Source organism: Ruminococcus sp. NATIVEDY160 (assembly GCF_045819885.1).
Lineage (GTDB): Bacteria > Bacillota > Clostridia > Oscillospirales > Acutalibacteraceae > Ruminococcoides.
Window position 1 is genome coordinate 413,063 of the sequence record NZ_CP162391.1, and the last position, 14,539, is coordinate 427,601.

Here is a 14,539-nt window from a genome sequence, read left to right on the forward strand (position 1 = left end):
GAGGGTATAAGCTATGTTCCTGTCAATGAACTGGATTTCGGACTTCGTGGATTTCACAGGTCTTGATAAGGTGGATCTGATTCACCGTTTTTCGCTTTCTACCGCCGAGGTGGAGAACGAGATTTTCTATAAAGGCGCTGATCTGAGCGGCGTGGTCGTTGCGGAGATCAAGTCCGTCGAGAATCACCCCGACTCAAAGAAGCTCCATCTTCTCAAGGTCGACGCGGGCGAGCCCGAGCTGACCGATGTAGTATGCGGCGCGCCGAATGTACGCGTCGGCATGAAAACCGCTTTCGCCAAGGTCGGCGCAAAGCTCGGCGAGATCGAGATCGCACCGCGTCCTCTCGCGGGCTTTATGTCCTACGGAATGTGCTGCTCCGAGTCCGAAATCGGAATCAGCGACGACCATTCCGGCATCATGGAAATCACCGACGACGTGCCCAACGGCACCGATATCAAGGACGTTTACGAGATTGACGATATCATCTTTGAGGTTGACAACAAGTCTCTTACCAACCGTCCCGACCTCTGGGGGCACTACGGTATAGCGCGCGAGTTCGCCGCTCTCGCAGGAAGAGAGCTCAAGCCGCTCGATACCGCCGATCTTGAGGCTTACAACGAGCTTCAGGAGGTCGACCTCAAAATCGAGGATCCGCTCTGTCAGCGTTATTCCTGCCTGCAGGTTGAGAACATCGCGCGCAGCGTCAGCCCCGTCAACATGAGGATTCGTCTTTTCTACTGCGGAATGCGCGGTATCAACTTCCTCGCCGACCTCACAAACTACCTCATGCTCGAGATGGGTCAGCCCATGCACGCCTTCGATTCGCGCAAGGTCGGCAAGATCCGCATCAAGCGCTTTGATCAGCCCTTTGTTTTCCGGACTCTCGACGGCGTTGAGAGAAATATCGACGAGAACACCCTGATGATCTGCAATGATAATACTCCCGTCGCGATCGCCGGTATCATGGGCGGTCTGGATTCCGAAATCGTAGAGGATACCACCACCCTGACCCTCGAGTCCGCAACCTTTGACGCGGCTTCTATCCGCAAGTCGACAGTCCGTCTTGCTCACCGCACCGACGCTTCAATGCGCTACGAAAAGAGCCTAGACCCTGAGCTGACCGTTCCCGCAATCGCGCGTTTCCTCTATCTGCTCATGAAGTACGACGGCGGCGTAAAGGTTGTTTCCGCACTCACCGACGAGTACGCGTTCAGATATCCGCAGGTTGACCTTAGCTTTGACAAGAGCTTCGTCGACCGCTACACGGGCATTGAGATCGGCAACGACACCATCGTAAAGACTCTCACGAGTCTCGGATTTAAGGTCACCCTCGACGGAGACAAATTCGATGTTCTCGTTCCCTCATGGAGAGCGACAAAGGACGTTACAATGAACGCCGACATCATCGAGGAGATCACCCGTATCTACGGCTACGACAACTTCGAGATCAACACCACACGCTCGCCGCTCTATCCCGTGCGCGAGGACGTTGTGAAGAATAACGAGGACAGAATCAAGGATATGCTCGTCAAGCGTTACAGCCTGCACGAGGTTCATTCCTACATCTGGGCATACGCGGACGAGCAGAAGGCTCTCGGCATTCCCGTTGAGGAGAATGTCCGCCTGCTTAACGCAACCAACCCCAACATCGAAACTCTCCGCCGCTCGATGATCCCGACACAGCTCTGTCAGGTTAAGACGAACGTCGGTTACGCTCAGGACTTCGGCATCTTCGAGGTGGGCAGAGTGGTTGACGGCGTTGACGAGAACAACCTCTGCAAAGAGTACAAGAAGCTCGCGATCACCCTCTACAGCAAGACAAAGGACGTCCGCACGCTCTACTTTGAGCTCCGCGATATGCTAGCGACAATCGCAGACGACCTCAAGCATAAGGCTCTCGGCTACAAAATCGCTCAGGCAAAGCACAGCTACGAGCATCCCGTAAACCTCAACACCGTCCTGCTCGACGGCGAGGAGATCGGCACGATCGGCATCGTTCACCCGACTGTCGGCAAGAAGATCGACAAGAAAAGCAGTATCGTGTTCGCGGAGATCGACATGAACGCCTTCGCAGGCGTTGAGAACGCTTCGATCTGCTACGAGGAGCCGTCGAAGTTCCCGCCGATGGATTACGACATCAGCGTCGTGGTACCCGCGGGCGTGTTCTACGCAGACCTCGAGCACTGCTGGAAGAACGAGGGCAAGGGTATTCTGAAGAATACCAAGATTGTCGACACCTACGACACGGAGCTGTTCCACAGCATCACGATCCGCTTTGAGTTCTCTTCTGCCGAGCGTACACTCAGCTCGGGCGAGGTACAGGAGATCATGGATAAGATCATCTCAAATCTCAGGGAAATCAAGGTTACACTCAGATAAAAGCTATACGGGAGCGTCACGCGCTCCCGTTTTCTTTTAAAATGTATAAAAACACTTGCAATTTTTAGCCTTTTCCTGTATAATAATAGAATAGATAAACGGGAGGTGCTTCGGTATGTTAGAAAAGACGATGATTTTTTCCCTGGGCGATGAAAAGGACGATCAGATAAAAACAGGCCTCACAATCGTATATGACGCGCTGCGGCAGAAGGGTTACAATCCCATAAACCAGATTGTGGGTTATATCCTCAGCGAGGATCCCACCTACATCACTACCTACAATAACGCGCGCAACATCATCAGCGCGATTGACCGCGACGATCTGCTCGAAGCACTGGTTAAATCGTACCTCAATGTTTAAGAAAGGATGATGCCTTGTGGCAGAAGCTAAAGCGGCGAAGGAGTTTTCAACCTACAAGGGCAGACCTCTTGTCCGCTGCGGTGACGAAATCTATTACGGCAACATGGAAGAGCCGTATGTCGTCAGACTTCAGATCAAGTCAAAGAAGGAAGTCGGCGGAATCGAGGTAGCCGACAAGATTACGGTTCAGCTTATGGCTACAGACCCGTACCTTTTACCCCGTAAGGCGATTGTAAAGACCAGCGAGAAGCATGGCTTTTACCTTGCGATGGATATCGCCGATATCTGGCTCGGCAGAGCATTGGCGGGTAAAATGTAAGAGCCGTTTTGACGGCATTCACGCAAACAAAAAGAAGGAGCGCTTTGGCGCTCCTTTTTGCGTGTCCGGATTTAGTTTGACTTGAGATTTACGCTGTTTGTGTGTGCCGACGGACTGTACTGCATATCCTCGCGAACCACTCCGCTCTGGAAATAATCGCGCTGGTACTGATACGCGTCCTGATAGTTCTGCTGCAGTGTTTTGTCCTCCGTGTCAAAGCGTACGTCGGTGGGCTTGAAGTAGGTCAGGTACTTCTTCTCTCCGTTGAGCACGATCGAGCCCGCGGGATATTCGATGTCGCCGTTTGCCTCGGTGTCGGTTGCGTATACCGCGAAGAGCAGACCCATGCTGTCGAAGCCGTACTTCTCGATTCCGTTGATAAGGTTCGACGCCTCGTAGAACTCAAAGTAAAAGCCTCTGTTTGAGTTTCCGTTCTTGCAGTAGACCTTGTTCTGCCACTCGGGCACGGTAAAGTTGATTCCGAGGGTTGCGCTGGCACAGGTCGGGGTGGTTACAAGGTAGAAGCCGCCGTCAAGCTGAGAAGGATATTCCGAAGTGTTCGAGCTTTCCTCGGGCTTCCGGGTCGTTGCAGCCGGAGCTTCGGTCTGCTTTGCGACTGTCGGTGGTTCTGTGGTTGCCGCCTGAGTCGTTGCGGGAGCAGTTGTTGCCGCAACGGTCGTCACAGGCGCGGTACTCGGCTCGTTCTTGCCGAAGGGGAGAAGGCTTTTGATGATATTGCAGCCCGAGAACGCGGTAACAGCGGTCGCGGCGGCGATTGTAAGCGCAATTGCGGCAGTTAGCTTTTTCATATGTACATCTCCTTTGTCATTTTTTTAACAAACAAAAAAGGGCGTGACACGCCCTTTCGTTGCTTAGTCGATTTCAACCATTACTCTTTCGTCCATGCGGATAGACGCGCTCTTGGCGATCGTACGGATAGCTTTGGCGATTCTGCCCTGCTTGCCGATGATTCTGCCCATGTCGTCCTCTGCGACGTGAATATGGTATACGGTTACGCCTTCCTTGTTGGTCTCGTCCCTGTCAACGCTTACAGCGTCGGGGTCGTCAACCAAGCCCTTGGCGATGATAGCAAGTAATTCCTGCATTGTAGTATTCCTTCCTGCCCGAAATTAGTCGATGATGCCGTTCTTCTTGAGCAGAGCCTTTACGGTATCGGTGGGCTGAGCGCCGTTGGCGATCCACTTCTTTACAGCCTCGGCGTCTACCTTGAACTCGGAGGGCTGCTTGAGGATATCATAGGTACCGATTTCCTCGATGAATCTGCCGTTTCTGGGGTATCTGGAATCCGCAACTACTACTCTGTAGTAGGGAGCCTTCTTTGAACCCATTCTTCTAAGTCTGATTTTTACTGCCATAATTTACACCTCTATAAAAATATTAATTATATATTCACCATTAAAAAATGGAAGAATAGCGTTTCTTAAAACGGCATGCCGTTTCCGCCGCCCATCGGCATTCCGCCGAGTCCGGGAAGCATTTTGTTTTTACGGCGCTTCTTTGAGCCCTTGCCGCCCTTCATCTGCTTGATCATCTTCTGCATCTGCTCAAGCTGCTTTAATAGCTTGTTGACCTCCTCAACGGTTCTGCCCGAGCCTGCCGCGATACGGCGCTTTCTCGAGGGATTGATGATTGAGGGATTTGCTCTCTCCTCAGGAGTCATCGAGTAGATAAGAGCCTGCAGCCAGTCAATCTGTCTGTCGTCGATGTCGACGTCGTCGAGCTGGTTGCCGATGCCGGGGAGCTTTGAGAGGATACCCTTGAGCGGGCCCATCTTCTTTATCTGGTTGAACTGCTCGTTGAGGTCGTTGAAGTCGAGCTTGTTGTTGAGCATCTTCTGCGCCATTTCCTCGGCTTTTTTCTCGTCGAGCTTGCTCTGGGCGTTCTCGATGAGGGTGAGCACGTCGCCCATGCCGAGAATACGGCTCGCCATACGGTCGGGGTGGAATACCTCGATGTCGTCGAGCTTCTCGCCGGTTCCGGCAAACTTGATAGGCTTGCCCGTAACCGCCTTGACTGAGAGCGCTGCACCGCCTCTGGTGTCGCCGTCGAGCTTTGTGAGGATAACGCCCGTGATTTCGAGCAGGTCGTTGAAGCTCTTTGCCACGTTGACCGCGTCCTGACCTGTCATCGAGTCGATAACAAGGAGGATCTCGTCGGGGTTGACCTCAGCCTTGACTTCCTTTAGCTCGTTCATCAGCACCTCGTCGATGTGCAGACGGCCCGCGGTATCGAGGATAACGACGTCGTTGCCGTAGTCCTTCGCGTGGCGTACGGCCGCGCGCGCTATCTTGACGGGGTTCTCCGTGCCCATTTCGAATACGGGAACGTCAGCCTTCGCGCCGACGACCTTGAGCTGGTCGATAGCCGCGGGACGGTAGATGTCGCAGGCGACGAGCATCGGGCGGCGGTTCTGCGCCTTGAGCATCTTCGCGAGCTTCGCCGAGTGGGTCGTTTTACCGGAGCCCTGCAGACCGCACATCATAATGACGGTCGGAGGCTTTGAGTTGAAGTTGAGTCTTTCGTTTTCGCCGCCCATCAGAGCCGTCAGCTCCTCGTCGACGATCTTGATAACCATCTGCGCGGGCGTAAGGCTTTCCATAACGTCCTGACCGATGGCGCGTTCCGTTACCTTATTGGTAAAGTCCTTCGCGACCTTGTAGTTAACGTCCGCCTCGAGCAGCGCGAGTCTGACCTCACGCATCGCGCCCTTTACGTCGTTTTCGCTCAGCTTGCCCTTGCTTTTAAGTTTTTTGAACGCGTTGCTGATTTTATCCGCAAGTCCTTCAAATGCCATAAACCTATTCCTTTTCTTTAAGCTCGCCCGTCTGCCTGAGAATGTCCCCGGCAAGCGCGCGGATATCGTTGTCGTTTGTGGTTTCGGAAATTTCGCGCGCCTTGCGGGCGATATCGTTCAGTCCCGCCTCAAGCTGCTGGAAGCGGCTGAGAAGTCCGAGCTTTTGCTCAAACTCAAAGAGCTGCTTCTCACCGCGCTTGATCCTGTCGCGCACGCCCTGCCTGGTTATGCCTGTTTCGGCGGCAACCTCAGCGAGGGATAAGTCGTCGTTGTAGTAAAGCTCCGCCATCTGCCTGCACGAGGGCTTTAGCAGCTCTCCGTAAAAGTCGAGCAGCAGCGAAACCTCAATGTTCTTTTCCATTTTCATAGCTCCTTGCTATGCGGCCTGTAAAGCTTTTTTCTTCACACCTGAGCTATTATACCGCATAAAGACTGATTTGTCAAGCCTTTTTGGCACTGACTTTCGGGCTGAGATAGACCGAAAATTTTTGCGAAACATTCATAAAAAGGAAAATAATTTTTATTAGTATTATCCAAAATTTATCGAAAAAACATCGCTCAAAATAATATTATATTGCGTGACCACACGAAAACAACAAATATATACGCTGAAAAAACGGCGTATTGAACATAAAACCGCCAAAAACAAGGGGCTAATTATTCACGTATTTGTATATTATTTATGAACTTTTTAAAATTGTTTAAAAAAGCTGATTTTTACAAGTAATCTAAGATAAATTGTGTTATAATTTTATTATAATCAGCAAAAATTAGGAGCTGTGCCTTACGGAACAAATAATCAGTATAGACAGAATGGAAAACGCCGTCGCTCTGTTCGGGAGCTTTGACGAGAACATCAAGCTCATCGAGCGCGAGTTCGGCGTAAAAATCACCTGCCGCGGAAGCGAGCTCAAAATCGAGGGCGATGTCGAGAACGCCGCCCGCGCGAGGACGGTCATCGAAAGCCTGCTGCAGTTTCTCAGCCGCGGTGAGGCGCTATCGGAGCAGAATATCCGCTACTGCATCTCGCTTGTCCGCGAGGGCAGCGAGGAGAAGATCGAGCAGCTCGCGGGCGACTGCATCTGCATCACATCGAAGGGCAAGCCGATAAAGCCGAAAACCATCGGCCAGAAGCGCTACTGCAGCATGATCGCCAAGAACACGATCACCGTCGGCGTAGGCCCCGCGGGTACGGGCAAGACCTACCTCGCGGTCGCAATGGCTGTCACAGCTTTCAGAGGCAAGCAGGTCAACCGCATTATCCTCACGCGTCCCGCTGTTGAGGCGGGTGAGAAGCTCGGATTTCTGCCGGGTGATTTGCAGAGCAAGGTCGACCCTTATCTCCGTCCTCTCTACGACGCGCTGTTTGACATGCTCGGCGCTGAGACTTACCAGAAGTACGTTGAGCGCGGAAATATCGAAGTCGCGCCGCTCGCGTATATGCGCGGCAGAACGCTCGACGACAGCTTCATCATTCTCGACGAGGCTCAGAACACCACGCGCGAGCAGATGAAGATGTTCCTTACGCGTCTGGGCTTCAACTCAAAGATGGTTATCACGGGCGACATCACCCAGATCGACCTTCCGAACGGAGCCAAGAGCGGACTGAAGGACTGCATGAAAATTCTGCGCAATATCGAGGGCATCGGACAGTGCACCTTTGACGAGAAGGACGTTGTCCGCCACAAGCTGGTTCAGGATATCATCAAGGCATACGCCAAATTTGAAAACGGTAAACAATAACTTTGTATCATATCGATTTATAATCAGAAAGGGTGAAACAATGGCAGACAAAATCAAGGTAGTAATTACAAACAAACAAAAGGCGGTTAAGATCCCGACAGGTATCCGTATGCTTGTCCGCCGCTGCTGCAATGCTGTACTCAAGCTCGAAAACTTTGAGGGTCCTGCTGAAATCAGCGTCACCTTCACGGACAACGCGGGTATCCGCGAGCTCAACAAGCAGTACCGTGACAAGGATATCGACACCGATGTACTGTCCTTCCCGATGGGAGAGAACGGCGTATACGACATCGACATGGAAACAGGCGCCAAGATTCTGGGCGACGTTGTTATTTCCATGGAGAAGGCGAGAGATCAGGCTGAGCGCTTCGGCCACTCCTTCCAGCGCGAGGTAGGCTACCTCACCGCTCACAGCGTGCTTCATCTCCTCGGCTACGACCACATCGACAATCTTGAGAAGGTAAGAATGCGCGAAAAGGAAGAGCTCGTTATGGAGCAGCTCGGACTTCCCGCTTCCTCGAGCTACATTATCAGCTGATGAAAAAACAGTTTCTCAGTTTCTTCTACGCGTTTCGGGGTATTTGGGACGCTGTATGCACTGAGACTCATCTTCGGTTCCATCTGACGGCGGCGTTTTATGTGCTGCTGCTGTCTCCGTTTTTCGAGCTGAACGCTGCTCAGTATGGGGTATTGATTTTGCTGATCGCAGCGGTGATTTCCGCTGAGCTGTTCAACACGTCGCTCGAAACCGTCTGCGACCTTATCACAAAGGAGCGAAGCTACTATATTCGCATCGCCAAGGATATCTCAGCGGCGGCGGTGCTGGTGTTCGCTCTCGCGGCGACGGCGGTAGCGGTGGTGTTCTTCTGGAACGCGGCAGCTTTTGCGGCAATGTTTAAGTTCTTCGCGGCAAATCCGATTTTGCCGGCAGCGCTCGTACTGTCGGCGGTAAACGCGGTATTCTTTGTCGCTCTGGGACCGAGAGAAATATGGGACAGAATTTCCAAAAAACGCAAACCAAAGGGCTAAACTTCGCGTTAGCCCTTTTCTTGCGCCGATTTTTGTGTTATACTAAAGTAATAACGAACAATAACGGAATAAAAGAGGTGTTCCCATGCAATACAATACAAATGACAAAAGCGCGTTTATCGCGATCGTCGGAAGGCCAAACGTCGGCAAAAGCTCGATACTCAACCGCCTTCTCGGACAGAAAATCGCAATCGTTTCCTCAAAGCCCCAGACCACGCGCAACCGCATCACGGGCGTGCTGACCGACGGCGAGTACCAGATCGTGTTTTTTGACACACCCGGTATGCACAAGCCAAAGAACACTCTCGGCAAATACATGGTTCGCTCCGTAAACGAGAGCGTAGGCGGCGTTGACTGCTGCATGCTCGTGGTCGAGGCCGGCAAGGAACCCGCGCCCGCGGACTTGTCGCTGATTGAGAAGTTCAAATCGATCGGCATGCCCGCGATCCTCGCGATCAACAAAATCGATATGCTCAGGGAGAAGGACGAGCTGATGAAGCAGATCCTCACCTACTCGCAGCTCTATGACTTCGAGGCTGTCGTACCCGTCAGCGCTCAGGACGGCAGCGGCATGAACGAGCTGCTCGACGAGCTGAAAAAGCAGGCGTCCGAGGGCGGTCATTTCTTTGACGACGACACCCTCACCGATCAGCCCGAGCGCGTTATCGCCGCCGAGCTTATCCGCGAGAAGATCCTGCGCCTCTGCGACAAGGAGATTCCGCACGGCACCGCGGTTCTGATTGAGAAGATGAAAACCCGCGACAACGGAATCCTCGACATTGACGCGACGATATACTGCGAGCGCGACACCCATAAGCGAATCATCATCGGTAAAAACGGCGCGATGCTCAAAAAAATCAGCACCTACGCGCGTCAGGACATCGAGCGGTTCTTTGACTGCAAGGTATTTTTGCAGACGTGGATAAAGGTCAAGGAGGACTGGCGCAACCGCGCGCAGCTCGTCCAGAACTTCGGTTACGACGAGCGCAATTTCGACGGGTAAGACCCGGGCAAATTCGCGGACTATGGCGCGGATATGAATAAAAAGCCGAATTTACGCGGGAAGTGTTTCCGTGTGATTTGACGTTTCATGATTTTTTGGTAAGACCCGGGCAAATTCGCGGACTATGGCGCGGATATGAATAAAAAGCCGAATTTACGCGGGAAGTGTTTCCGTGTGATTTGACGTTTCATGATTTTTTGGTAAGACCCGGGCAGATTCGCGTACTATGGCGCGATTCGACAATTAATGATTTGTAAATAATTGAATTAAATATTTACCAGCCATAAACCGCCGCTTCCGTGCGACACTATCATAAGGAGGTGTTGTTATGGAAGAATGGTATATGTGGCAGGTGTTTTTCACGACGGGCAGCGTGCTCGACTATATCCGCTACAAAAGCATTCAGAACGCCGCGGATACGGGCGCGGACACGGTGCTCAGGGAGATTGGCGATGAAATTCCGGACGGACGGACTGATTATCAGAGAACAGAATATCGGTGAGAACGACAGGCTCGTCTGGGTTCTGACGCGTTCAAACGGCGTAGTCAAGGCTTTCGCGCGCGGAGCGAAAAAGCTCACAAACGCAAAGTGCTCGGCGACCTCGCTTCTGGCATACTCCCGTCTCACGATTTACAAGAGCCGGGAGAGCTACATAATCGGCGACGCTCAGACGCTCAGGATTTTTTCAAAGCTGCGCCATGACGTGCGCAAGATGTGCCTCGTGCAGTATTTCTGCGAGATCGCAAGACACATCTGCCCGAGAGAACAGCCTGCCGATGAGTTTCTGCGGCTGTTTCTCAATTCGATTTACCTTTTGTCCGAGAACAAGCGCAGCGAGCTGCTGGTAAAGCCCTGCTTTGAGATGCGCTTTATGTGCATGGCTGGTTACACGCCCGATTTGCTGATGTGCCGCAAGTGCGGCGCGTACTCTGCAAGCGCGATGTATTTCCTTCCGCGCGAGGGAAAGCTCGAGTGTTGTAACTGCCGCAAGAACCCCAACGGAGCGGTGCTTCTCAATGACGCGGCGCTTACTGCGCTCAGACACACTGTCTACGCCGAGGACAAACAGCTGTTTTCGTTTGCTCTGTCCGACGAGAGCCTTCAGATTCTCAACAGAGCAACGGAACTGTATCTGCGCTGCCAGCTTGAAAGGGACTTTCAGGCGCTGAATTTTTATAAAACAATATCATAATAAGGTACAGCTATGAACCGTAACTACAGAACACTTGAACTTGATAAAATACTCGAAAGGTTAGCCGCCATGACGACGCTCGAGGACGCGAAGCAGGCGGCGCTCAACCTCGAGCCGCAGTTTGACCTCAAGCGCGTTGAGCTGCTGCTCAAACAGACCGACGACGCCGTTGCTCTCAGCGGCAGGTTCGGCGCGCCTTCTTTCGGCGGAGCCGTAAATTGCGGCGGCAGTCTGCGCCGTGCGGAAGCCGGCGGCTGTCTGACCACGGGCGAGCTGCTCTCGGTCGCGCGCACGATGCACGTTATCCGCACTGTCAAGGAGTGGCACAGCCGCTGTGCGTCGGTGGAAAACGCGCTCGACGGATATTTCAGCGGACTTGTTTCGAACAAGTACCTCGAGGAGAGGATCACAACGGCAATCATCAGCGAGGATGAGATTTCCGACAAGGCTAGTCCCGCGCTCTCGGATATCCGCCGCAAAATCCGTACCGCGTCCTCAAAGGCGCGCGAAACCCTCGATAAAATCATTCACAGCTCAAAATACATCAAATACCTGCAGGACGCTATCGTCACCCAGCGCGACGGCAGATACGTTGTGCCCGTCAAGTCCGAGTGCCGAAACAACGTGCCGGGCTTGGTGCACGATACATCTGCCTCGGGTCAGACGGTTTTCATCGAGCCGATGGGCGTTGTGCAGGCGAACAACGACATAAAGGTTCTCCGCGGCAAGGAGGAAGAGGAGATCGAACGCATTCTCTTTGACCTCAGCGCAAACTCGGGTGAGTTCGCGGACAGCATTATCCGCAGCTACAAGAACCTCGCCGAGCTGAATTTCATCTTTGCAAAGGCCGATTTGGCGTATTCAATGCGCGCGAGCCGACCCTTAATGAACGACCGCGGCGAGGTGCGTATCCGTCAGGCACGTCATCCGCTTATCCCGAAGGACAGGGTAGTGCCCGTTGACATAACCCTCGGCAAGACCTTTGATACCCTTGTGATCACAGGCCCGAATACGGGCGGCAAGACCGTTACCCTCAAGACCCTCGGGCTGTTCACGCTTATGGCTATGTGCGGACTGCTCGTACCCTGCGCGGATAACAGCGAGCTGAGCGTTTTCCGCAGGGTGCTTGTCGACATCGGCGACGAACAGAGCATCGAGCAGAGCCTTTCGACCTTCTCGGCTCACATGACTAATATTATCCAGATTCTTAAGCTCGCGAACGCGGGCTCGCTCTGTCTGATTGACGAGCTGGGCGCGGGTACAGACCCCGTCGAAGGCGCGGCTCTCGCGACGGCAATACTCGAGAAACTGCGCGAAAAGCACGCTAAAATCGCCTCGACCACCCACTACGCGGAGCTCAAGGAATTTGCCCTGCGCACGGAGGGAGTAGAAAACGGCTGCTGCGAGTTCGACGTCGCTACCCTGCAGCCGACCTATCGCCTGCTCATCGGCGTACCCGGCAAGAGCAACGCGTTCGCTATTTCAAAAAGACTTGGTATGGACGCGTCGATCGTCGACCGTGCAAAGGAGCTGGTGTCGAGCGAGAGCAGACAGTTCGAGGACGTTGTCGGAAAGCTCGAGCAGCAGCGGCAGAGCCTCGAAAAACAGGTCGAGAACGCGAACCGCCTTACCGCGAAGGCGAACACCGAGAAGCAGCGCGCCGAGAACGAAGCGCGCCGCGCGCGTGAGGACGCCGAGCGCGAGATCGAGCGCGCGAAGCAGGAAGCACAGCGGATAGTATCGCGGACGAGGGCTCAGGCTGACGCGCTGATCGAGGAGCTCGAAAAGGCGCGCCGCGAAAAGGAGATGACCGCCGAGCAGCGCACGAAGCTGCGTCAGGACATCAATCGTATGGAAGCTCACGCCGACCCTATAAAGCTCAAGAACACACCCGACGAGGAATATGTGCTTCCGCGGCCGCTCAAGGTGGGCGACGTGGTGCTTATTTACGACATAGACAAGAACGCCACGGTGCTCGCGCCGCCCAACAAGGACGGTCAGGTGCTTGTACAGGCCGGTATTATAAAAACGCGCGTGGACATAAAGAATCTGCGCCTGCTCAAATCGCAGATAAAGCCAAAGGCGGACAGATTCTCGTCGGCAAGGCGCGTGCCGAGCCGTATGGACGTGCGGCCGGAAACCGAAATCGATGTGCGCGGCGAAACGGGCTTTGATGCGGTCAATATCGTCGACAAGGCTATCGACAACGCGATGCTGTCGGGCGTCGGCAAGCTGACGATTATCCACGGCAAGGGTACGGGCGTGCTGCGACGCGAGATCAATCAATTCCTGCGCACGAACAAACACGTCAAATCCCACCGCCTCGGCACCTTCGGAGAGGGCGAGGACGGCGTGACGATCGTCGAACTGAAATAATTTGGAGTTTAACATATGAAAAAGCAATTTTTGGAAACAGGCAAGATTGTCGGAACACACGGAATAAAGGGCGAGCTGAGGATTGAGCCGTGGTGCGACTCACCCGAGTTCATCTGCGCCTTCAAAAAGCTCTACCTCGACCCGAACGGCGCGACTGCTATTGAGGTAAAGAGCCGTCCGCACAAGAATATCACCCTCGCGAAAATCAAGGGCGTCGACACCATCGAGGACGCAGAGCGTCTGCGCGGCAAGACGCTCTATATCAACCGCGACGACATCAATCTCGGCGAGGGAGTCCACTTCGTTCAGGATTTGCTCGGGCTTGAAATCCGCGACGCGGACAGCGGCAAGGTCTACGGCACTCTGACCGACGTGCTCCGCACAGGCGCGAACGACGTTTACGAAATCACGGACAGCGACGGCAAAAAGTACCTCGCGCCCGTGATCGACGAGGTTGTCATCGAAATCAACACAGACGGCGGCTATGTTTTGCTGCGCCCGATGAAAGGAATTTTTGACGATGAGGATTGACATCATCACTCTGTTTCCCGAGATGTTCGAGCCGGTGCTGGGCGACAGCATAATCGGACGCGCCCAAAAGAGCGGCGCCGTTGAGATCCACACCCACCAGCTGCGCGACTTTGCCTTTGACAAGCACCGCCGCGTCGACGACAGCCCCTACGGCGGAGGAATGGGAATGCTGATGAAGGCGGAGCCTATAGCGCTCTGTTTTGAGCATATTTGTGAGGAGATCGGCTCACGCCCGAGGTTTATCTACATGTCGCCGCAGGGCCAAACTCTCTGTCAGCAGCGCCTGCGCGAGCTGAGTACGGAAGAAAACATAACGATTCTCTGCGGTCACTACGAGGGTGTTGACCAGCGGCTTCTCGATATGTATATTGACGAGGAGATCTCGATCGGAGACTACGTGCTCACGGGCGGCGAGATACCGGCGATGGTATTTGCCGACGCGCTCTGCCGAATGGTTCCCGGGGTGCTCACGAACAACGAGTGTTTCACTGAGGAGAGCCATTTCAACGGACTTCTGGAGTATCCTCAGTACACGAAGCCCGCCGAGTGGCGCGGAGTTGAGGTGCCTGAGGTACTTCTCAGCGGACACCACGCGAATATCGAGAAGTGGAGGCGCGAAAAAAGCCTTGAGGTCACTCAAAAGAAGCGTCCCGACCTTCTGAACCAAACGGATTAATCCACAATTTTCGGTGCTGAAATTTCAACCTTTTGACTTTTATCTTAACAAAACTGTATAGTTTTTGTAAAAATGCACAATAAACCGTTTAAATTCTTTTGCGGTGGTGATTA

Annotated in this window: 17 protein-coding genes; 12 read left to right on the forward strand and 5 right to left on the reverse strand. The window is 53.5% G+C overall.

Annotated elements, in window-relative coordinates:
• Window positions 1-13 precede the first annotated feature (13 nt).
• The 3 genes from pheT to AB1I49_RS01985 all read left to right on the forward strand — a co-directional run bounded on the left by pheT (window position 14) and on the right by AB1I49_RS01985 (window position 3,060).
• A complete protein-coding gene (gene pheT, locus AB1I49_RS01975; protein ID WP_316611546.1) occupies window positions 14-2,380 on the forward strand; it encodes a phenylalanine--tRNA ligase subunit beta in 2,367 nt (788 codons plus the stop codon).
• Window positions 2,381-2,495: 115 nt separating this feature from the next.
• Entirely contained in the window at window positions 2,496-2,741 is a 246-nt protein-coding gene (locus tag AB1I49_RS01980) for an IreB family regulatory phosphoprotein (RefSeq protein ID WP_216524496.1), read from the forward strand.
• 16 nt (window positions 2,742-2,757) lie between these two features.
• Window positions 2,758-3,060 carry a hypothetical protein gene (locus AB1I49_RS01985; protein ID WP_407721254.1) on the forward strand — a complete coding sequence of 101 codons (303 nt, stop codon included), beginning with the start codon at window positions 2,758-2,760 and terminating at the stop codon, window positions 3,058-3,060.
• Window positions 3,061-3,131: 71 nt separating this feature from the next.
• Here AB1I49_RS01985 and AB1I49_RS01990 read toward each other — a convergent pair whose 3' ends face one another.
• From AB1I49_RS01990 to ylxM, 5 genes are all read right to left on the reverse strand, one after another.
• Window positions 3,132-3,869, reverse strand: coding sequence for a hypothetical protein (locus AB1I49_RS01990; RefSeq protein WP_407721255.1), 738 nt, complete (start codon window positions 3,867-3,869; stop codon window positions 3,132-3,134).
• Between the two features lie 63 nt (window positions 3,870-3,932).
• Window positions 3,933-4,166, reverse strand: coding sequence for a KH domain-containing protein (locus tag AB1I49_RS01995; RefSeq protein ID WP_407721256.1), 234 nt, complete (start codon window positions 4,164-4,166; stop codon window positions 3,933-3,935).
• A 24-nt stretch (window positions 4,167-4,190) separates the two neighbouring features.
• Window positions 4,191-4,436 carry a 30S ribosomal protein S16 gene (rpsP, locus tag AB1I49_RS02000; protein WP_316609167.1) on the reverse strand — a complete coding sequence of 82 codons (246 nt, stop codon included), beginning with the start codon at window positions 4,434-4,436 and terminating at the stop codon, window positions 4,191-4,193.
• A 65-nt stretch (window positions 4,437-4,501) separates the two neighbouring features.
• Window positions 4,502-5,875 (reverse strand): signal recognition particle protein, encoded by a 1,374-nt coding sequence (ffh, locus tag AB1I49_RS02005; protein WP_316609165.1) that lies wholly within the window; start codon window positions 5,873-5,875, stop codon window positions 4,502-4,504.
• Between the two features lie 4 nt (window positions 5,876-5,879).
• Entirely contained in the window at window positions 5,880-6,236 is a 357-nt protein-coding gene (gene ylxM, locus AB1I49_RS02010) for a YlxM family DNA-binding protein (protein WP_316609164.1), read from the reverse strand.
• Between the two features lie 452 nt (window positions 6,237-6,688).
• Here ylxM and AB1I49_RS02015 point away from each other — a divergent pair, with 452 nt between their 5' ends.
• The 9 genes from AB1I49_RS02015 to trmD all read left to right on the forward strand — a co-directional run bounded on the left by AB1I49_RS02015 (window position 6,689) and on the right by trmD (window position 14,426).
• On the forward strand, window positions 6,689-7,618 hold the full coding sequence (locus AB1I49_RS02015) for a PhoH family protein (RefSeq protein WP_316609163.1): 930 nt from the start codon (window positions 6,689-6,691) through the stop codon (window positions 7,616-7,618).
• 40 nt (window positions 7,619-7,658) lie between these two features.
• A complete protein-coding gene (gene ybeY / locus AB1I49_RS02020) occupies window positions 7,659-8,156 on the forward strand; it encodes an rRNA maturation RNase YbeY (protein ID WP_316609162.1) in 498 nt (165 codons plus the stop codon).
• The gene (locus tag AB1I49_RS02025) at window positions 8,156-8,647 is read left to right on the forward strand and encodes a diacylglycerol kinase family protein (RefSeq protein ID WP_407721257.1); all 492 of its coding nucleotides are present in this window, start codon (window positions 8,156-8,158) and stop codon (window positions 8,645-8,647) included. The genes ybeY and AB1I49_RS02025 overlap by 1 nt, the downstream gene beginning before the upstream one ends.
• 85 nt (window positions 8,648-8,732) lie before the next feature.
• Complete coding sequence (gene era / locus AB1I49_RS02030; RefSeq protein ID WP_316609159.1) at window positions 8,733-9,650, forward strand: GTPase Era; 918 nt, start codon at window positions 8,733-8,735, stop codon at window positions 9,648-9,650.
• Between the two features lie 328 nt (window positions 9,651-9,978).
• Window positions 9,979-10,152 carry a hypothetical protein gene (locus tag AB1I49_RS02035; protein WP_316609158.1) on the forward strand — a complete coding sequence of 58 codons (174 nt, stop codon included), beginning with the start codon at window positions 9,979-9,981 and terminating at the stop codon, window positions 10,150-10,152.
• Window positions 10,103-10,843, forward strand: a complete 741-nt coding sequence (gene recO / locus AB1I49_RS02040; protein ID WP_316609157.1) for a DNA repair protein RecO — start codon at window positions 10,103-10,105, stop codon at window positions 10,841-10,843. The genes AB1I49_RS02035 and recO overlap by 50 nt, the downstream gene beginning before the upstream one ends.
• A 12-nt stretch (window positions 10,844-10,855) precedes the next feature.
• A complete protein-coding gene (locus AB1I49_RS02045) occupies window positions 10,856-13,219 on the forward strand; it encodes an endonuclease MutS2 (protein WP_407721258.1) in 2,364 nt (787 codons plus the stop codon).
• Between the two features lie 15 nt (window positions 13,220-13,234).
• Window positions 13,235-13,750 carry a ribosome maturation factor RimM gene (rimM, locus tag AB1I49_RS02050; protein WP_407721260.1) on the forward strand — a complete coding sequence of 172 codons (516 nt, stop codon included), beginning with the start codon at window positions 13,235-13,237 and terminating at the stop codon, window positions 13,748-13,750.
• Window positions 13,740-14,426: a tRNA (guanosine(37)-N1)-methyltransferase TrmD gene (trmD, locus tag AB1I49_RS02055; RefSeq protein WP_316609154.1), complete on the forward strand. Its 687-nt coding sequence runs from the start codon at window positions 13,740-13,742 to the stop codon at window positions 14,424-14,426. The genes rimM and trmD overlap by 11 nt, the downstream gene beginning before the upstream one ends.
• Window positions 14,427-14,539 lie beyond the last annotated feature (113 nt).

What these genes read in the sequence shown, in the direction of transcription:
- pheT (WP_316611546.1), top strand. Translation starts at nt 14, where the DNA reads ATGTTCCTGTCAATGAACTGGATTTCGGACTTCGTGGATTTCACAGGT.
- AB1I49_RS01980 (WP_216524496.1), top strand. Translation starts at nt 2,496, where the DNA reads ATGTTAGAAAAGACGATGATTTTTTCCCTGGGCGATGAAAAGGACGAT.
- AB1I49_RS01990 (WP_407721255.1), bottom strand. Translation starts at nt 3,869, where the DNA reads ATGAAAAAGCTAACTGCCGCAATTGCGCTTACAATCGCCGCCGCGACC.
- AB1I49_RS01995 (WP_407721256.1), bottom strand. Translation starts at nt 4,166, where the DNA reads ATGCAGGAATTACTTGCTATCATCGCCAAGGGCTTGGTTGACGACCCC.
- rpsP (WP_316609167.1), bottom strand. Translation starts at nt 4,436, where the DNA reads ATGGCAGTAAAAATCAGACTTAGAAGAATGGGTTCAAAGAAGGCTCCC.
- ffh (WP_316609165.1), bottom strand. Translation starts at nt 5,875, where the DNA reads ATGGCATTTGAAGGACTTGCGGATAAAATCAGCAACGCGTTCAAAAAA.
- ylxM (WP_316609164.1), bottom strand. Translation starts at nt 6,236, where the DNA reads ATGGAAAAGAACATTGAGGTTTCGCTGCTGCTCGACTTTTACGGAGAG.
- AB1I49_RS02015 (WP_316609163.1), top strand. Translation starts at nt 6,689, where the DNA reads ATGGAAAACGCCGTCGCTCTGTTCGGGAGCTTTGACGAGAACATCAAG.
- ybeY (WP_316609162.1), top strand. Translation starts at nt 7,659, where the DNA reads ATGGCAGACAAAATCAAGGTAGTAATTACAAACAAACAAAAGGCGGTT.
- AB1I49_RS02025 (WP_407721257.1), top strand. Translation starts at nt 8,156, where the DNA reads ATGAAAAAACAGTTTCTCAGTTTCTTCTACGCGTTTCGGGGTATTTGG.
- era (WP_316609159.1), top strand. Translation starts at nt 8,733, where the DNA reads ATGCAATACAATACAAATGACAAAAGCGCGTTTATCGCGATCGTCGGA.
- AB1I49_RS02035 (WP_316609158.1), top strand. Translation starts at nt 9,979, where the DNA reads ATGGAAGAATGGTATATGTGGCAGGTGTTTTTCACGACGGGCAGCGTG.
- recO (WP_316609157.1), top strand. Translation starts at nt 10,103, where the DNA reads ATGAAATTCCGGACGGACGGACTGATTATCAGAGAACAGAATATCGGT.
- AB1I49_RS02045 (WP_407721258.1), top strand. Translation starts at nt 10,856, where the DNA reads ATGAACCGTAACTACAGAACACTTGAACTTGATAAAATACTCGAAAGG.
- rimM (WP_407721260.1), top strand. Translation starts at nt 13,235, where the DNA reads ATGAAAAAGCAATTTTTGGAAACAGGCAAGATTGTCGGAACACACGGA.
- trmD (WP_316609154.1), top strand. Translation starts at nt 13,740, where the DNA reads ATGAGGATTGACATCATCACTCTGTTTCCCGAGATGTTCGAGCCGGTG.